This window comes from Salinigranum salinum (assembly GCF_009176545.1).
In the GTDB taxonomy this organism is placed as follows: domain Archaea; phylum Halobacteriota; class Halobacteria; order Halobacteriales; family Haloferacaceae; genus Salinigranum; species Salinigranum salinum.
In genome coordinates, this window is sequence record NZ_VTOJ01000001.1 from 778,484 (window position 1) to 794,372 (window position 15,889).

Here is a 15,889-nt window from a genome sequence, read left to right on the forward strand (position 1 = left end):
CGTCTCGGCTGACGCACTCTCAGCTACCGGAGGTGATTTCATAGGGCTTTCGTTTTCACCCGCCCGCGGCACGACGACACATACGCCGTGCGGACCGCCTGGAGCGATCGACACGCTTTCGCACCACGGCGAACAAGCGGAGCCGATGACCGAACTCGCGGCCGTCGTCGCCGCCGTCGACGAGGAGGTCCGCCCGGACGCGGCGGAGCGAGCGCGTCTCGCCAGCGCCGTCGATGCGCTCCGCGAGCGGATCGAGCGCGCCGTCGCGGAACGTGACATCCCGCCAGTGGTCGCCGACGCCGTCGACGTCCTCCAGGTAGGGTCGACCGCCCGCGGGACGTGGCTCTCGGGCGACCGCGACATCGACCTGTTCGTGCGCTTTCCGACGGACCTCGACCGCGCGGAGCTGGAGCGCTACGGGCTCGTGATCGGACGCGCCGTTTTCCCCGACGGGCACGAGGAGTACGCCGAGCACCCGTACGTCACCGGCACGTACGACGGGTTCGACGTCGATCTCGTGCCGTGTTACGACGTCGACAGCGCCGCCGAGATCAGATCCGCCGTCGACCGCACGCCGTTCCACAACGCCTACCTCGCCGAACGGATCGACGTCGATCTCGCCCGCGACGTGCGGGTGTTCAAACGGTTCCTCAAATCCGTCGGCGCGTACGGATCGAACCTGCGGACGCGGGGCTTCTCGGGCTATCTGACCGAACTGCTCGTCCTCGTTCACGACGGCGTCGTCCCGCTCCTCGAGGCGGCCACCGACTGGCAGCCGCCGGTCCGGTTCGACCCCGAAGCGCACGGCACGCGCGAGCACGACGACCCGCTCGTCGTCGTCGACCCGACCGACCCCGCCCGCAACGTCGCCGCCGTCTGTTCGGCCGCGAACGTCGCCCGACTCCAGCACCACGCCCGCGACCTCGTCGCCGACCCCCGGGCGGACCGCTTCCACGAGTCCACGCTCGACCCGCTCTCGGAGGCGGCAGTGGCCGATCACGTCGCCCGCCGGGGGACGACGCCCGTCGCGATCCGGTTCGACGCGCCGGATCTCGTCGACGACCAGCTCTACCCACAGCTGGAGAAGTCGCTCGGCGGCGTCGTGACCGAACTCGACCGGCGCGGCTTCCGCGTCCTCCGGAGCGAGACGTTCGCCGACGGGCACGCGGTCCTCCTCGTCGAACTCGCGACGCCGACGCTCCCTGCCGTCGAACGACACGCGGGACCCCCCGTGCACGTCCGGGAGCACGCCGAGGCGTTCTTCGCGACGTACGTCGACGACGACGACGTGTACGGTCCCTTCATCGAGGACGACAGATACGTGGTCGAGCGGCCGCGGCAGTGGACCGACGCCCGCGCCCTCCTCGCGAGCGACGCGCTGTTCGACGTCGCGCTCGGCACGGGCGTCGAGTCGACGCTCCGCGAGGAGGGGTACCAGGTGCTCGTCGGTGAGGAACTCGCGTCGCTGGCCGACTCGTTCGGCGTGGAACTGGCGCGGTACTTCCGACCGGTTCCCTAGCGCTCGTCGAGGCCGACCGCCTCGCGGACGTCCGAGATCAGGAGTTCCGTCTTCTCGTTCGGTCCCTCGTCGGGTTCGATGGGTCGGCGACCGTCGAACGTCTCGTGGACGATCGACACCCCGTCGGAGAGCGTGTCGAGCCCGTAGCCGCCCTCGAGGACGAACGCGAGCCCCGCGTCGGTCTCCCTGGCGATGTCGCGGACCCGGTCGGTCAGCACCGCGTACCCCTCGGTCGAGACGCGCATCCGCGAGATGGGGTCGTGCCGGTGGGCGTCGAAGCCGGCACTCACCAGGAAGAGGTCGGGATCGAACCGCTCGATCGCGGGCGCGAGCGTCTCGTCGACCGCGTAGGTGTAGTCGCCGTCGCCCGCGCCGGCGGCGAGCGGCACGTTGAGCGTCGTCCCCTCGCCCTCGCCCTCGCCGGTCTCGGCGACCTTCCCGGTGCCGGGGTAGAGCCCGTCCTCGTGGAACGAGGCGTAGAAGACGTCCCCACGGTCGTAGAAGATGTCCTGTGTCCCGTTGCCGTGGTGGACGTCCCAGTCGAAGATAGCGACGCGGTCGGCGTCGCCGTCGTCGATGAGCGTCTGTGCGGCGACCGCGGCGTTGTTGACGAAACAGAAGCCCATCGCGTCGTCCGCGACGGCGTGGTGTCCCGGCGGCCGGCCGAGGGCGAACGTCGTCTCGCGGCCGCTCGCGCCGGACGTCGCCTCGCGGGCGGCCCACTCGGCGAGGCCGGCGCTCGCGAGCGTCGCGTCCCACGTCGCGGCGCTGGCGACCGTGTCGGGGTCCCAGTTTCCCCCACCGTTCTCACAGAACTGCTTGATCTCGGAGACGTAGTCGGGGTCGTGGACCGCCTCGACGCGCGTCTGCTCGACGGGGTCGCTCTCGACGTATTCGACGCCGTGGCGCTTGGCGAGGGCGCGACGGATCGCCCGCAGGCGGTCCGGCGTCTCGGGGTGACGCGAGCCCGTGTCGTGTTCGAGACAGGTCTCGCTGTAGCCGAACTGCATGGCTACGCGAAGAGGGCGAAGTACGTCTCGATGTCCTCCGCCTGGATGGTGCGACGGTCGGCGTGGCGAGCCAGGGTCGCCGCGGCGCTCGCGACGTTGTCGGCGTAGTCCTCCAGGACGTCGGCGAGGGCGACGCGTGCCTCCATCGACACCCGGTATCGGTCGTCGATGCGGAGCCGGGCGATCCGGTCGACCGGTGCGACTGGCAGTTCGAGTTCGCCCCGGTCGATCACCTGTTCGACGTCGAAGTCGGCAGCCATCAACGTCTTCCGTCCGTCGGCGGTCGCGCGTTCGGCCGCGTCGACGGCCAGCGCCGATCCGTGCTGTTGGATGCGCCGAGCGAGTTCCTCCGCGGCGTCGGCGCTTACCCGGAGCTCACCCGCGTTGCGTCGGATGATGGAGTCGACCGGGGCGAACGGGAGCTCGACACTCATATACAATTATCCACGTTAGCCGGGGTATAATCCTTTCCGTCGGCTCCCGGCCGAGGCGTGCCGACGCCGCTCAAGAGACGCTCAAAAGACGTCCTCGGCGTCGATCCGACCGTCGTGGACGCGCCCGCGGACCGTCACCTCCTCGCCGAGTCGGAGACTCGCGTCGGTCTCGACGCTGTACGTCTCCGTCCCGTCGTCGAGCACGACGGGGCTTCCGGCCTGGACGACCGTCCCGGTGAACTCGATCTCGTCGGGGCCGTCGCTCGTCGCCGTCTCGGCCGCCGCCCCGCCAGACGTGGACGACCCCGCCGTGGCGGTCGCCGATGCCGACTCCGACGCCGAACTCGACTCCGACGACGTGTCGAACGACGCGAGACTCCCCTGTCCGTCCGCCCCGCCGGACGCCGACCCGGCGGCCGGGGCGGAGGCCGAGGCCGACTCGTGCGTCGGCGCGTTCTCGGGGCGCTCGTCGAGGACCGAGACGGTCGAGCGCCAGTTCACCGAACACTCGAGCGCTTCCTGCCAGCCGTCTTTCACCTGGACGTCGGTGAGCACGACGTACTGCCCCAGGTCGACGTCGATGTCGGCCTTGTCGCCCCAGAGCGCCACACGAATATCGCCCGTGTCGTCCTTGACGCGGATGTTCCTGACCTGCCCCTGCGAGCCGTCGTCGCGGTCGAACGTTCGCTTCTCGTCGAGTTCGATCACGCCGCCGCCGACGTCGGCCGTCTGCCCGATCTCCAGGTCCGAGATGGCGTCCGTCTCGGGGACGTACTCGATCGACTCGTCGATCCGCTCGACGCTCCCCCGGTCGCCGACGTGCAGTTCGAGGTCGCCGTCGCGTTCGCGGACGTAGCCGTCGACGACCTCGACCGACTCGCCCACCGCGAACTCGTCGGCGAGGTCCGCCCGCTCGTCCCAGAGCGTGATCCGGACCCTGCCGGTGGGATCGCCGAGGACGAGGTTGGCGACCCGCCCTTCGGAGCCGTCGTCGCGGTCGAACGTCCGGACGGCGTCGGTGGCCAGCACGCTCCCCCGGAGGTTCACGTCCGAGAGGCCGAGCGAGAGGTCCTCGACGCGGTAGGTGTCGAGCACCTGGACGTCGACCTCCGTGTCCGAATCGGGTTCGACGCGGTCGATGTTCACCTCGACGCCGTTGTACCCGTCCTTGGGACGACCGGCGATGCGGAGCACCTGCCCGACGTCGAGTTCCTCGACGGCGGCCTCGGCCGCCTCGTCCCAGAGCGCAGCCCGGATCCGGCCGGTCTCGTCGGCGACCTCGACGTTCACGACCTTCCCGTCCTCGTCGTCGCCGTCGCGCTCGAACGTCCGGATTTCACCGACGCTGACCACCTTGGCGACGAACTTCACCTCGTCCATCCCGGGCTCGATGTCGGCGATCCCCGACACCTCCCCGCCGGCGTCCGCCAGCTCGTGCGCGACGAGCATCGCGGCCGTCTCCTCGTCCGCGAGGCCACCCATCTGTTCGACCTTCTCCTCGACGGCGGCCTCGAACGCCTCGAAGTCGACGTCGGGCGCGGCGTCCTCGTAGACGTCCTCGATGACACCCATAATTTCGTTCACGTCCAGGGCAGAGCCGCGCTTAAGGCTTGTTGTTGCTCGCCGAGAACGGCGACGATAGCGCTTCCGTCTCTCGATTTCGACTGTTTCGGTCGGCTCGGCATCGACCGGAGGTGGGGGCGGCTTCGTACTTGAACGTCCGCCCGCCTGAAGCCGCCGTTCGCCGCTCCGACGCCACCCGATCGGTTCGACCGACCGACGGCAGTCGCGTCACCGGCTCGTTCGAGCGACCTCGCGCCGTCCGTCGACGTCGTCGTGAACGACGCGCACGTTCGGCGGAACCATCCCGTCCATCTCGACCCGGACCTCGTAGCCCAGCGGCAACAGCGCCTCCGTACACATCTCGTCCTCGCCGCGCTCGACCTCGCTGGCGACGACGACGGTGAGGAGGTCCTCCTCGACGGCGTACGACACGTCGTCGAGGACGGCGACCGCACAGCCGTTTCGCCCGTGTGCGCAGCCGGTGACGGTGACTCCCGCGTCGTCGAACTGGACCGAAGCCGTCCCGGGGTTCTCACACCGACCCGTGCTGGTGAGCGACGTTTCGGTGAACCGGGGGTGAGTTCCCCCGCCGCCTGCGGCCCCGTCGCCGTCGTCGCCATCGTCCGGGCCGTCGCCGTCGCCGTCGCCACCGTCGCCAGTGCCGGGTGCCCCGCCGAGACAGCCGGCGACCGTCACCGCCAGTGCGATACCGAGACCGGAGAGGAGGGTGCGTCTGTGCATGGCAGATACTCGTCGTGTCGACCCATATTCTTTGGCTAGGCACAAGGCGGCGTTTGTGTCACGAACGGTGTGGGACTCCCTGCCGTCGACCGGGTGAACCGTAACCGTCTTAACCCGGACGGGCCTCTCCTGATACGAGTCCTGGTAGGGTAGTGGACTATCCTCTTGGCTTGCGGAGCCAGGGACCGGAGTTCAAATCTCCGTCAGGACGCTCACTTCGTCACCGGAAGCGACGCTTCCGGTTGCTCGCGGGACCGGAGGTCCCGCGCTGTTCGCGCCCTGACGTGCCCCCGCTCGCTTCGTCACCGGCGCTCCGCCGCCGGTTGCAAGCGGGATCGAAGATCCCGCCCTGCTCGCGTGGGACTCCGTCAGGACGTCATTCTCACGAGGCAACGCAGCGAGCGACCGCCGTGTCGCTCGCTCCTGCCGAGTGTGCTGACTCTCGGACGTGATCTGCCCGGGGCGGACGCGCTCGTTCAGGCGTCGAACAGCTTGTGCGCGATCTTCGTGGCCATGCTCGACTCGGTCTCCGACTCCCACTCCGTCGTGACGCGCAGTTCGAGCGACTCGCACACCTGCCGCACGTCCCTGAGGACGGTCCCGAACCGACCCGCCTGGCCGACCGACTCCTCTCCCTGGAGGACGCGTCGCATCGAGACCTCCTCCAGTTTGAACGGTCCGCGCCCGCCGCCGCCGACGAACACGACGACGTTGCCCGTGTGGTCGTCGACCTGTTCGACGAGGATCGAGACCATCACCCACGACGGGTCGTGCGCCGATCCCCGCTCGTACGCAACCTCGGTGAACTCGCCGTCCGTTCCGGCGTACGTGTGGATGTTCCGGACACCGCGTTTGTTGAGCGATCGCTTGCTCTGCTCCGCCTTGGACTCGACGAACGCCGTCGCGAACCGATCGACACGTTCGCCACTGATTCCGAGCCGTGTCGCCTCCATGACTCCGTGCACGGCGTCCCGACACAAAGGCGTTCCACGCCGACGCGTCGGGACGGAACGACGGCACACCGCTCTCTCGCCCGCCGCCGTCGCCACTGCAGATCACTCGACTTCCTCACGGACGACGCTGTTCTCGTCGAGGTAGTAGCGGACCGTCCACGGCGGGAGATCGGCGTGCTGGGTCCGTGTCGTGTTCCCCGGTGCGGGCTCGTTCACGTAGGCCGTACACCGGACCGTGACGAGATAGCCGCTCGCCTCCCGCGTCGTCGACTGGACGCCACAGGACGCCTCGGACATCCCGACCTCGGTCTCCGGACCGTCCCAGAGGCGGTTGTAGCTGTACCGGTACTCGTGGGTGATCGCGTACTCGCCGGCCGTCTCGGCCGTTATCTCTCCCGGTAGAGCCGGACGCGACTTCGGCCCGTCGGGGAACGCCGCCGTCGAGTTCGGATAGGGAGTGGTCGTCGCGGTTGTCGTCGCGGTCGCCGTCGCTGTCGCCGTGGGCTGCCGATCGGTCGGCGTCGATGCCGGAGACGCCCCGGGACCACCGCCAGTACACCCGGAGAGCACGACGAGGGCGATGATCAGTACGAGCCCGTAACGCATAGCCACGGCTTCACGCCCACGTGAAAAAGAGACCCGGGAGACTACAGCCGTCGTTTGATCGACGACCGCGAGCAGTGAGATAACCAATATAAGTTATCGCTCGTGGTCCGCGTATCCGTCCAGGGTTGCTCCGAAGATTGATGTAGGTCGAGGTTTAGACTTCTCTGAGTGGCGTTTTCGACGGAAAATCCACACGACTGGTCTATCCGAATCTCGGTCGACGAGCTGACCGGCGCGATAGGTGATTCGGTTACTGTGCTCCCGATCGTCGTCGCGGTCACCGCGTTGACCCCGCTGTCGCTTCCACGCGTCCTCCTCGGCTTCGCCCTCTTTCAGGCCGTCTGGGGCCTCCACTACCGCCTCCCGCTGTCGGTCGAGCCGATGAAGGCGCTCGCCGCGCTTGTCATCGCCGGATCGCTCACGGTCGACGAACTCGCCGCGGCGGGACTGCTCGCCGGCGTCGCCCTGCTCGTCGTCGGGCGGACGGACGGGCTCGCACGCGTCCAGCGGTTCGTCTCCCGTCCCGTCGTCCGCGGCGTCCAGCTCGCCGTGGCGCTCGTCCTCCTCCGGACCGCGTTCGACCTCTCGTTCGGTGCGCCCGCGCTCGCCGTCGCCGCGGTGGTCGTGGCGTGTGCGACTGCGCTGGTCGTCTCGGGCAACGCGAGCACGCTCGTCGTCCTCGGTCTCGGCGTCGTGCTCGCGTTCAGCCGCGCGGGTCCGACGGCGCTCTCCTTCGCGGTGCCGTCCCTCGCGCCGACACTCCCGCCCGCGTCGGCGCTCACCGGCGCGACCGCCGACGGCGTCGTCGGCCAGCTGGCCATGACGGTCGGCAACGCCGCCGTCGCGACCTCGCTTCTGCTCTCGGAGTACTTCGACGCCGAGGTGAGCCCGGACGACCTCGCGACGAGCATGGGCGTGATGAACCTCGTCGCCGTCCCGCTCGGCGCGCTTCCGATGTGTCACGGGAGCGGCGGCGTGGCCGGGAAGTACGCGTTCGGTGCTCGAACGGCCGGCGCGAACCTGCTTCTGGCCGCAGGCTACGCGCTCGTGGCGGTGTTCGCGGTCGGGATCTTCCCGTCGTTCCCCATGGCGGTCCTCGGCGTGCTCCTGGCGCTGGTCGCGGTCGAACTCGGCCGCAGCGCGCTCCGGACGGAGCGGCTCTGGCTCACGGTGGCCGTCGGACTCTGTGGGCTCGTCACGAACGTCGGCGTCGCGTTCGTCGCCGGCGCCGCTCTCTCGCTGTTCCTCCGCCGGCTCCGTCCCATCGACGGCGTCTCCGTTGCCGGGTCGTGATCTGTCGATCGGTCACACGCGCCGGAAGCCGAGGTACCCGCGGACGCGACGACCCCGGCCGCTGCGTGGCTGGTCTCGTTCCGACCGATCACCGTCCCCTGTCTCCGCCGTCCGTTGGTCGCCCAGTCTATCGTCGTCCGCCGCAGAGCGTCCCCCGTGCCGGTCGATCCCGTGGCGTCTCACCGCCCACCGATCCGATCGGACGGGGACGGGTCGCTCGCTCGAAACGTATCCGTCCGGTTGACCGCACGCGTGGATTATCGGTGGCGACGGGCGGAACGGAGGTGACCTGATCAGCCCGCGCAGACCGTCCTAACGTGCTCGATCAGCGCCGAGAGCCTCGCGTCCTCTTCGAACGTCTCACACACCGCGTCGGTGCCCATCGGGAGCACGTACGCCGGCCGACCCTTGCCAACCGCCGAGGTGTCGCCGACGTCGGCCCGTTCGACCAGACCGGCGTCTTCGAGCTCGTTGAGCGCCCGCGCGACGTCGGCCTCGGAGACCTTCCCGAGGACGTCGCCTCCGATCTCGTCGACGTGGTCGATACAGACGCTCACGACCTCGCCCGCGTGGGCGGGGACGTCGTCACGGCCGCTCAGCTCCGCGACGCCGAGCAACACGACCCGATGGGTGAGCGTCGTCGACTCCAGCCCGGACAGACTACTCATACCCGTTCCGTTGCAAAGGTGTGACAAAACGGTTGTGAAACCCGGCTCTCGTGCTCGTCGCGGGCCCCGAACCGTCGCGCGTCGTTCACCGGCCGGCCGCCCGCGTGACGTCGGCCAGCCAGTCGGCACGCTCGTCGGTCAACGCCGCCGCGCGGACGCGCCACGCCCAGTTGTCCTCGGTCGTCCCCGGGACGTTGAACCGTGCCTCGCTCCCGAGCCCGAGCACGTCCTGCAGTTGCGCGAGCACCAGCGACGCGTCCGACCGCCACGCCGCCTCGACGAAGACCTCGTGGACCGTCTCGGCGATCGCCGGGTCACCGCCCGCGTCGACGCCGACGTAGTCGTGGAGACACGCCCGCTCCTCGGGCGAGAGCGACTCGTACGTCCCGCGTGCGGTGTCGGAGTCGTGCGTCGAGGTGTAGCCGACGGTCGCGTCGGTCCAGCGGTGGGGCATGTGCGGGTGGTCGTCGTCGCACCAGCCGACGAACGGGAGGAGCTTCAGCGACGCCAGTCCGTACCGGCCTCGAAGCTCGTCGACCGCGTCGGTGAGGTGGCCGATGTCCTCGGCGAACGCACGGGTCGAGAGGTCGCCGAACTCGTGTTCGAGGCGGTCGAAGAACGCCTCGCTCGGCACGTCGCGCCACTCGCCCACGTTCGGGTCCGGCTCGTCGGCCGGGATCGCCCAGTACTGCTCCAGCCCGCGGAAGTGGTCGATCCGCACGAGGTCGCAGCGGTCGAACAGTCGGTCGAGCCGCCCGACCCACCACTCGAACCCCGTTCGCTCCAACTCGTCCCAGTCGAACAGCGGCATCCCCCACCGCTGGGCCGAGAACACCTCGTCCGGCGCGTCGGGGACGCCCGCGACCGCCGTGGGCCGCCCCTCGGCATCGAGCTGGAACACCGCGCGGTTGGCCCAGACGTCCGCGCTGTCGCCCGCGACGTAGATCGGGACGTCGCCGACCAGCGACACGCCCCGCTCGTGGGCGTACGAGCGCAGCGCGTCCCACTGCTGGGCGAAACAGAACTGGCAGAACTCCCGGAACGCGATCTCGTCGGCGAGGTCGGCCCGGGCGGCGGCGAGCGCGTCCGGGTCGCGGTCCCTGTGTTCGGCGGGCCACTCGGTCCACGCCACGCCGTCGTGGTCGCGCTTGAGCGCCCTGAACAGCGTGTAGTCGTCGAGCCAGTCGTCCGCGTTCGCCTCGCGGAAGGCGGTAAACGCCCGGCGTTCGGCGGCGGTGGCGTCAGTCTCGAATCCCGCGTGAGCCTGCCGGAGGTGGCGCTCGACGTGGGTAGTGACGCGACCGTACGCGACGCGGTCGGGATCGGCGTCGACCCCGGCGTCGTCGACGTCGTCCAGCCAGCCCCGCTCGCGGAGGTCGGCGAGGTCGACGAACAGTGGGTTGCCGGCGGCCGCCGACAGGGCCGAGTACGGCGAGTTACCGTACTCGACGGTGGTGGGACCGATCGGACAGAACTGCCACGCCGACTGGTCGGCCCGTGAGAGGAAGTCCACGAAGCGCCGGGCCGGATCACCGAGGCTCCCGATCCCCTGTGGGCCCGGCAGTGAGGCGATGTGGAGAAAGAGACCGCTCCCTCGCTCGAGTGTCATGCGAACACTCACTCCGCCGACACACAAGAAGTCGCGGGTCCGTGCTCCCGCCCCGGCCTCAGGCCTCGCCGTACACCGGCACTGCCGCGCCGCTCGTCACGCCAGCGCCGTCGCTACAGAGGAACAGCACCACCTCGGCGATCTCCGCGGGGGTCGGCCACGCGTCGTGGTCGGCGTCCGGCATCATCTCGCGGTTCATCTCCGTGTCGATGACGCTCGGCATGATGGCGTTGGCGCGTACCTCTCCCAGGTTCTCCTCGGCGACGCTCTCGGTGACGATGCGGACGCCCGCCTTCGTCGCCCGGTAGACGCTGTCGCCCTCGCCGCCCTCCAGCGACGAGCGCGCCGAGACGGAGACGACAGCTCCCTGATCGGCGGCGGAGTCGCGGAGGTGCGGGAGGGCGTGTTTCGACGCGAGGAACATCGTCTTGAGGTTCACGTCGAACAGGAAGTCGAACGTCTCCACGTCGGTCTCGTCGACCGGCGTCCCGCCCCGCCAGGTGCCGGCGATGTTGGCGAGGAAGTCGATACCGCCGTGGTCGGCGACGACCGCCTCGACGGTGTCGGCGACGGCCTCCTCGTCCGTGAAGTCGCCCTGGTAGTAGGTCGCGCCGTCGGGGAGGTCGACCTCGTCGGGGTCGACGAGGTCCGCCGCGGCGACGGTCGCGCCCGCGTCGACGAACGCCGCGACGACCCCGCCGCCGAGCGCGCCCGCCGCGCCAGTCACCAGTGCCACCCGTCCCTCGAAGTCGTACTCGACTGACATACTCTCACCTGGGCCCCGACGAGTATAAACGATGTGCGGGTGCGGGCACGTCTCGCTGTCCACGGGGACGACTCCCGGTCGCCCGCGGACGACGCGAGCGGACGGAGCGACTGGCGGATCCGAGGAGACCGACGGGATCGATGTGACCGACGACACCGACCGCAGTCGACCGTCTTTCTCAGTCGACCGACGTCGCGTCGGTCTCTCGTTCGGCGTCGTGTCCGCTCTCACGCTCCCCCTCGCGCTCGGCGTCGGCGTCGAGCGAGGCCAGGAACGCCGCCGCCTGCTCCTCTCCGAGGTCGATCAGCGACCGGACGAACGACGGCGTCCGATCGAGTTTCGTCGAGTAGTGGTACTGCTCGCGCATCTCGATCTTTCTGATCTCGGTTCGCGAGTAGCTGTCGGCGGGCAGGTGACCGGCGTCGATCCAGTCGTTGACCCACCCGATGAACCGCAGCTCCTGGTTGAGCGAGAGGTTCCCCGAGAGTTCGTTGCGACGGTCGGCGATCTCTTCGAGGGTACGGGGGTTCTCCGCGCGCTCCTGTGGGTTGATCTGGATCACCCAGAGTTCGTCGGGTTTGCGGCTCGCGGCGACGGTCATGAGGTCCATCACCGGTGGATTCTGCGAGAAGAGGCCGTCCCAGTGGAGGTGACCGTGGAGTTCGACACCCCGAAACAGGTCCGGCACGGCCGCCGACGCGAGGACCGCCTCCGCGGTGACGTCCTCGTTCGTGAACGTCTCGAACACCCCGCCGTTGACGTCGACGGTCCCGACGACGAGCTCGGGGTGTTCGTGCTCGCACAGCTCGGGGATGGCGTCGAAGTCGATGTGCCGCTCTAAGATCCGTGCGATGCGACGCTGTCCGTACTCGGCTCCCGGCACGTCGTACGGACTCACCCGGGGTGTCGGCATCCCCGCCTCCCGCAGCCGCGTCGTCCAGACGCCCAGATCGTTGAGCCACCGATCGGTCGGGTCGGTCGCTGCGAGATCCGCCCAGAGGGCGTCGAGCGTCTCGCAGGCCGTCTCCGCGTCGCCGGTCACCAGTCCGTACCACGCCGCGAGCGCGTTGAACGCGCCGCCGGAGGTGCCGCTGATCCCGACCAGTTCGTGCGTCTCCCGGTCCCACGCGCCGAGGAGCCGCTTCAGGACGCCGGCCGTGAAGGCGGTGTGGCTCCCCCCTCCCTGGCAGGCGATGGCTACCTTGATCCGGTCGCCGTCGCCGAGATGGTAGTGGTCGTGATCGTGATCGTGATCGTGATCGTGATCGTGATCGTGACGGTGGTCTCGCCCGTCGTGACCGACTCCTCCACCGTCGGTGCGTTCGCCCGCGTGGTCGTACGGGCTCATCTACTCGTACGTCGTCGTGTAGCCGCCGTCCCAGAGCATGTCGCCGCCGTTGAGGTGCTTGCCGTGGCGGGAGAAGCCGAAGGTGAAGAGGTTCGCCACCTCGGCGGGCGTCATCATCTCCTTCGTGCGCGCCTGTCCGAGGAACCGCTTCTCGATCACTTCCTCGGGGCTCATCCCGAGCTCCGCCGCGGTGTCCTCGATCTGGTTCACCATCAGCGGCGTCAGCACGTAACCGACGCTGACCGAGAAGCCACGGAGCGTTCCTCCTCCCTCGGCCGCGATGGCTTGCGTCAGCCCCCGCAGGGCGAACTTCGCCGTGATGTACGCGGGCTTGGCCTGCGTCGCGTAGTGGCCGTGGACCGAGGACATGTTGCCGATCGCGCCGACGCCGTCACCGGATCGCGTCCGGTCGCCCGACGTGCCGGAAGACGCCTCGCTGTCGCCCGCCCTGATGTGTGGGATCGCGTGTTTCGTCACGAGGAACGGGGCCCGGACCATGATGCGCTGCATGAGGTCGTACGTCTCCATCGGGAACTCGTCGATGGGATCGATGTGCTGGAGGCCCGCGATGTTGGCGACGTACCGCAGCTGGCCGCGGTCGGCCGCGGCCTCGACCATCGCCGCGACGTCGTCGTCGTCCGTCAGATCCGCGACGACGCTCTCGACCGTTCCCGGCGCGTCGAGCTCCGTGGCGATCTCCTGGGTCTCGGCCAGCCCCGCCTCGTCGACGTCGGTCGCCACGACGGTCAGGCCGTTGAGCGCGAGGCCGACGGCGGTCGCCTGGCCGATGCCGCTCGCACCGCCGGTCACGATCGCGACCGACTCGGTCGAGAAGCGGGGGTCGTCGACGGTGAGGAAGGCGTCACGGCTCGGTTCGGGGGTCGAGAGGTCGAAGTCGCTCGTCATCGTCGAGTGGAGGGACGCGCCCGGAGAAAATAACATAGCCGTCGTGACACGAGGACGCACGACCGCGGCGATCGGCCCCGGAAGTGCCGTCCTGCGACGATCCGCTTACCTCGACAGTCGACGTGGCCGACCGCTGCCGTCCGAGTCGATCGCCTCGTCCAGCGCGTCTCGCAACTCGCGTGCCTGCTCGCACGACAACCGCACCTCGTCGGCGTGCGACGCGACCCGATCGGTCGCCGTGGGATCGACTTCGAACTCGACGACGACCCGCTCCGGGGCGTCCTTCGGCGTGTAGACGTCGAGCACCCCGGCTCCCTCGTCTTCCCAGTCCCCCCCTCGGATCGCGGCTTCGACGTACCCCAGCGTCGTGTGCGACGTCACGTCGAGCACTCTCCCGGCCATCTCAATCACCCGAGGCCGACGTCTCCTCTGCCTCGGCCTCTGCCACTGCGGGATTCTCTCCGTCGTCGAAGGGGTACCACGACTGCTTGGCGTCGTAGAGACAGGGGTCGTCGTATCCGTCGACTTCCTCGGGTTCGGCCAGTTCGACGATCGTCTCGTGACCCGTCGCGTCCACCCACTCGCGGAACGTCTGGCCCTCCTCGCGGAGCGCGGCGAACGCCTCGACGAGGTTGCGGATCATCCCGGGTACCTCGTCGGCGGGCACGCGCTGGCGGACCCACTCGATGAACGACGGGTCTTCGCCGATGCCACCACCGACGCCGATATCCAGCGCCTCGACCATCTCACCGTCCTTGCGGCCCCGCATTCCCTGGATGCCGATGTCCGCGGTCATCGCCTGGCCACAGTCCGCGGTACACCCCGAGTAGTGCAGCTTGATCCGCGAGACGTCGTCGGGGAGGTCGACGTTCGCGCCGAGCCAGCGGAGCATCCTGGCGGTCCGTGCCTTCGTCTCGGTGAGCGCGAGCGAGCAGAACTCCGTGCCCGTACAGGCCATCGCGCCCTGGACGAAGGGGTTGGGTTCGGGCTGGTACGTCTCCAGGAGCGGCTCGTTCAGCAGGTTCGAGAGGTTTCCATCGGGAACGTCCATGATCAGCGGGTTCTGTCGACGGCTCAGCCGAATCTCGCCGGAGCCGTACGCCGCCGCTAGGTCGGCGAGGTCGATTGCGTCCGTGGCGGGCATCCGCCCCACGGGGACTGAGAGCCCGACGTAGTTCGTGCCGTCCTGCTGGTCGTAGACGCCGACGTGGTCGTGGGGACCCTGTTCGGTCGGTTTGCCCGCGTTGTACGTGTACTCCCGCCGAAAGTCGGTTCCAGCACGTTCGAGCTCGAAGTCGAGGCGCTCGTCCATCTCCTCGCGGATCGCGTCGGTCCCCCACTCGTCGACGAAGAAGCGGGCCCGGTTCTTCGAGCGGTTCTCCCGGTTGCCCTCCTCGTGGTAGAGTTCGACGAACGCCCGCACCGTGTCGTACGCCTGCTCGCGGGTCACGAACAGGTCGAGTGACCGTGCCCGCCGGGGTTCCCGTCCGCCGAGACCGCCACCGACCCGGACGTTGAACCCTTTCACCTCCTCGCCGTCGACGAACTTGTGAGCGGGTTCGAGCCCGATGTCGTTGATGGAGTCCTGTGCACAGCCCTGCCGACAGCCCGTGACCGAGATGTTGAACTTCCGGGGCATGTTGCACAGGTCGTCGTCGCCGCGGATCCCCGCTTGAATCTCGTCGAGCAGCGTGCGGCTCTCGACGTACTCTCTCGCCTTCCCGGCGACGGGACACCCCGAGATGTTGCGCATCGTATCGCCCCCGGCAGAGCGCGACGAGACGCCGACGCCCTCGAGCTTGTCCCAGATCTCGGGGATGTCTTCGAGCCTGAGCCAGTGCAGCTGGATCGACTGCCGGGTCGTGAAGTCGATCCAGGCGTCGCCGAACTCGGGGTTCTCGACCGGTCCCGTGGCATAGTCGCGGGCGACCTCACCGATCGCCTTCAACTGACCGGGTTCGAGCACCCCACCGCAGTTGGTGAGGCGCATCATGAAGTACGACTCCTGCCCGCTGCGGTGGTGGAACACCCCCCAGAACTTGAACCGAGAGAACCACTCGTCGCGCTCCGCCTCGGGGATCGAGTCGAAGCCACGTTCGGCGAACTCCTCGATCTTCTCGCGGACCGCATCGCCGTACAGTTCCCCTTTCCACGCCTCCTTCTTGTGTGGCATCGGTCACCACCCCCACGTCCCGAGCGTGGATTCGAGACCGCACCTGGTGTTCGATTGATTCGTTTGCATGGTCAGAAGTTTTCATAGCGACATAAAGATGTTCTCATTTGAGAAATACGGAAATTCGAGGGGAGAACCGAACGGACACGCACCCGGGTCCCACGCGGTGGGTATATTGCACCAGTGACGTCCTGAATTTATCATCCTCTCGCGACGGCACCGACAACTGGACGATTCTCGCATCGTTCACGAGAGTTCGCCGCACGCCGTCCTCCTGCGCGCCACGCGTGTACGAACGCA

General features: G+C 68.8%; 15 protein-coding genes and 1 tRNA gene. 3 read left to right on the forward strand and 13 right to left on the reverse strand.

Annotated elements, in window-relative coordinates; all coding sequences use genetic code 11:
- The first annotated feature begins 145 nt into the window (after positions 1-145).
- Positions 146-1,519, forward strand: coding sequence for a CCA tRNA nucleotidyltransferase (cca, locus tag FZP69_RS03700; protein WP_152040013.1), 1,374 nt, complete (start codon positions 146-148; stop codon positions 1,517-1,519).
- Here the strand turns inward: cca and FZP69_RS03705 are convergent.
- The 4 genes from FZP69_RS03705 to FZP69_RS03720 all read right to left on the reverse strand — a co-directional run bounded on the left by FZP69_RS03705 (position 1,516) and on the right by FZP69_RS03720 (position 5,267).
- On the reverse strand, positions 1,516-2,529 hold the full coding sequence (locus FZP69_RS03705) for a histone deacetylase family protein (protein ID WP_152040014.1): 1,014 nt from the start codon (positions 2,527-2,529) through the stop codon (positions 1,516-1,518). The genes cca and FZP69_RS03705 overlap by 4 nt on opposite strands.
- A gap of 2 nt (positions 2,530-2,531) precedes the next feature.
- Positions 2,532-2,963, reverse strand: coding sequence for a histone family protein (locus tag FZP69_RS03710; RefSeq protein ID WP_152040015.1), 432 nt, complete (start codon positions 2,961-2,963; stop codon positions 2,532-2,534).
- A gap of 81 nt (positions 2,964-3,044) precedes the next feature.
- Positions 3,045-4,535, reverse strand: a complete 1,491-nt coding sequence (locus FZP69_RS03715) for a single-stranded DNA binding protein (RefSeq protein WP_152040016.1) — start codon at positions 4,533-4,535, stop codon at positions 3,045-3,047.
- Between the two features lie 219 nt (positions 4,536-4,754).
- Positions 4,755-5,267, reverse strand: a complete 513-nt coding sequence (locus FZP69_RS03720; RefSeq protein WP_152040017.1) for a hypothetical protein — start codon at positions 5,265-5,267, stop codon at positions 4,755-4,757.
- A 138-nt stretch (positions 5,268-5,405) separates the two neighbouring features.
- Here FZP69_RS03720 and FZP69_RS03725 point away from each other — a divergent pair.
- Positions 5,406-5,478 (forward strand) — tRNA-Arg (locus tag FZP69_RS03725).
- A gap of 265 nt (positions 5,479-5,743) precedes the next feature.
- Here the strand turns inward: FZP69_RS03725 and FZP69_RS03730 are convergent.
- Together FZP69_RS03730 and FZP69_RS03735 are read right to left on the reverse strand one after the other, a co-directional pair.
- Complete coding sequence (locus FZP69_RS03730) at positions 5,744-6,220, reverse strand: hypothetical protein (protein WP_152040018.1); 477 nt, start codon at positions 6,218-6,220, stop codon at positions 5,744-5,746.
- A gap of 102 nt (positions 6,221-6,322) precedes the next feature.
- A complete protein-coding gene (locus tag FZP69_RS03735; RefSeq protein ID WP_192918447.1) occupies positions 6,323-6,832 on the reverse strand; it encodes a hypothetical protein in 510 nt (169 codons plus the stop codon).
- Between the two features lie 162 nt (positions 6,833-6,994).
- Between FZP69_RS03735 and FZP69_RS03740 the strand changes: the two genes are divergently transcribed.
- A complete protein-coding gene (locus FZP69_RS03740; protein WP_152040020.1) occupies positions 6,995-8,119 on the forward strand; it encodes a putative sulfate/molybdate transporter in 1,125 nt (374 codons plus the stop codon).
- Positions 8,120-8,412: 293 nt separating this feature from the next.
- Here the strand turns inward: FZP69_RS03740 and FZP69_RS03745 are convergent, their stop codons facing one another.
- The 7 genes from FZP69_RS03745 to FZP69_RS03775 all read right to left on the reverse strand — a co-directional run bounded on the left by FZP69_RS03745 (position 8,413) and on the right by FZP69_RS03775 (position 15,589).
- The gene (locus FZP69_RS03745; protein ID WP_152040021.1) at positions 8,413-8,787 is read right to left on the reverse strand and encodes a hypothetical protein; all 375 of its coding nucleotides are present in this window, start codon (positions 8,785-8,787) and stop codon (positions 8,413-8,415) included.
- An 85-nt stretch (positions 8,788-8,872) separates the two neighbouring features.
- Positions 8,873-10,396, reverse strand: coding sequence for a 4-alpha-glucanotransferase (gene malQ, locus FZP69_RS03750; RefSeq protein WP_152040022.1), 1,524 nt, complete (start codon positions 10,394-10,396; stop codon positions 8,873-8,875).
- A 58-nt stretch (positions 10,397-10,454) separates the two neighbouring features.
- The gene (locus tag FZP69_RS03755; RefSeq protein WP_152040023.1) at positions 10,455-11,162 is read right to left on the reverse strand and encodes an SDR family oxidoreductase; all 708 of its coding nucleotides are present in this window, start codon (positions 11,160-11,162) and stop codon (positions 10,455-10,457) included.
- 178 nt (positions 11,163-11,340) lie between these two features.
- Entirely contained in the window at positions 11,341-12,510 is a 1,170-nt protein-coding gene (locus FZP69_RS03760) for a patatin-like phospholipase family protein (RefSeq protein WP_152040024.1), read from the reverse strand.
- Positions 12,511-13,416 (reverse strand): SDR family oxidoreductase, encoded by a 906-nt coding sequence (locus FZP69_RS03765; RefSeq protein WP_152040025.1) that lies wholly within the window; start codon positions 13,414-13,416, stop codon positions 12,511-12,513.
- Between the two features lie 105 nt (positions 13,417-13,521).
- Complete coding sequence (locus FZP69_RS22350) at positions 13,522-13,818, reverse strand: DUF6360 family protein (protein WP_192918448.1); 297 nt, start codon at positions 13,816-13,818, stop codon at positions 13,522-13,524.
- A gap of 1 nt (position 13,819) precedes the next feature.
- Complete coding sequence (locus FZP69_RS03775; protein WP_152040027.1) at positions 13,820-15,589, reverse strand: nitrite/sulfite reductase; 1,770 nt, start codon at positions 15,587-15,589, stop codon at positions 13,820-13,822.
- Positions 15,590-15,889: the final 300 nt, after the last annotated feature.

Coding starts and splice junctions, on each gene's coding strand:
- cca (WP_152040013.1), top strand. CDS start 146: ATGACCGAACTCGCGGCCGTCGTCGCCGCCGTCGACGAGGAGGTCCGC.
- FZP69_RS03705 (WP_152040014.1), bottom strand. CDS start 2,529: ATGCAGTTCGGCTACAGCGAGACCTGTCTCGAACACGACACGGGCTCG.
- FZP69_RS03710 (WP_152040015.1), bottom strand. CDS start 2,963: ATGAGTGTCGAGCTCCCGTTCGCCCCGGTCGACTCCATCATCCGACGC.
- FZP69_RS03715 (WP_152040016.1), bottom strand. CDS start 4,535: ATGGGTGTCATCGAGGACGTCTACGAGGACGCCGCGCCCGACGTCGAC.
- FZP69_RS03720 (WP_152040017.1), bottom strand. CDS start 5,267: ATGCACAGACGCACCCTCCTCTCCGGTCTCGGTATCGCACTGGCGGTG.
- FZP69_RS03730 (WP_152040018.1), bottom strand. CDS start 6,220: ATGGAGGCGACACGGCTCGGAATCAGTGGCGAACGTGTCGATCGGTTC.
- FZP69_RS03745 (WP_152040021.1), bottom strand. CDS start 8,787: ATGAGTAGTCTGTCCGGGCTGGAGTCGACGACGCTCACCCATCGGGTC.
- malQ (WP_152040022.1), bottom strand. CDS start 10,396: ATGACACTCGAGCGAGGGAGCGGTCTCTTTCTCCACATCGCCTCACTG.
- FZP69_RS03755 (WP_152040023.1), bottom strand. CDS start 11,162: ATGTCAGTCGAGTACGACTTCGAGGGACGGGTGGCACTGGTGACTGGC.
- FZP69_RS03760 (WP_152040024.1), bottom strand. CDS start 12,510: ATGAGCCCGTACGACCACGCGGGCGAACGCACCGACGGTGGAGGAGTC.
- FZP69_RS03765 (WP_152040025.1), bottom strand. CDS start 13,416: ATGACGAGCGACTTCGACCTCTCGACCCCCGAACCGAGCCGTGACGCC.
- FZP69_RS22350 (WP_192918448.1), bottom strand. CDS start 13,818: ATGGCCGGGAGAGTGCTCGACGTGACGTCGCACACGACGCTGGGGTAC.
- FZP69_RS03775 (WP_152040027.1), bottom strand. CDS start 15,589: ATGCCACACAAGAAGGAGGCGTGGAAAGGGGAACTGTACGGCGATGCG.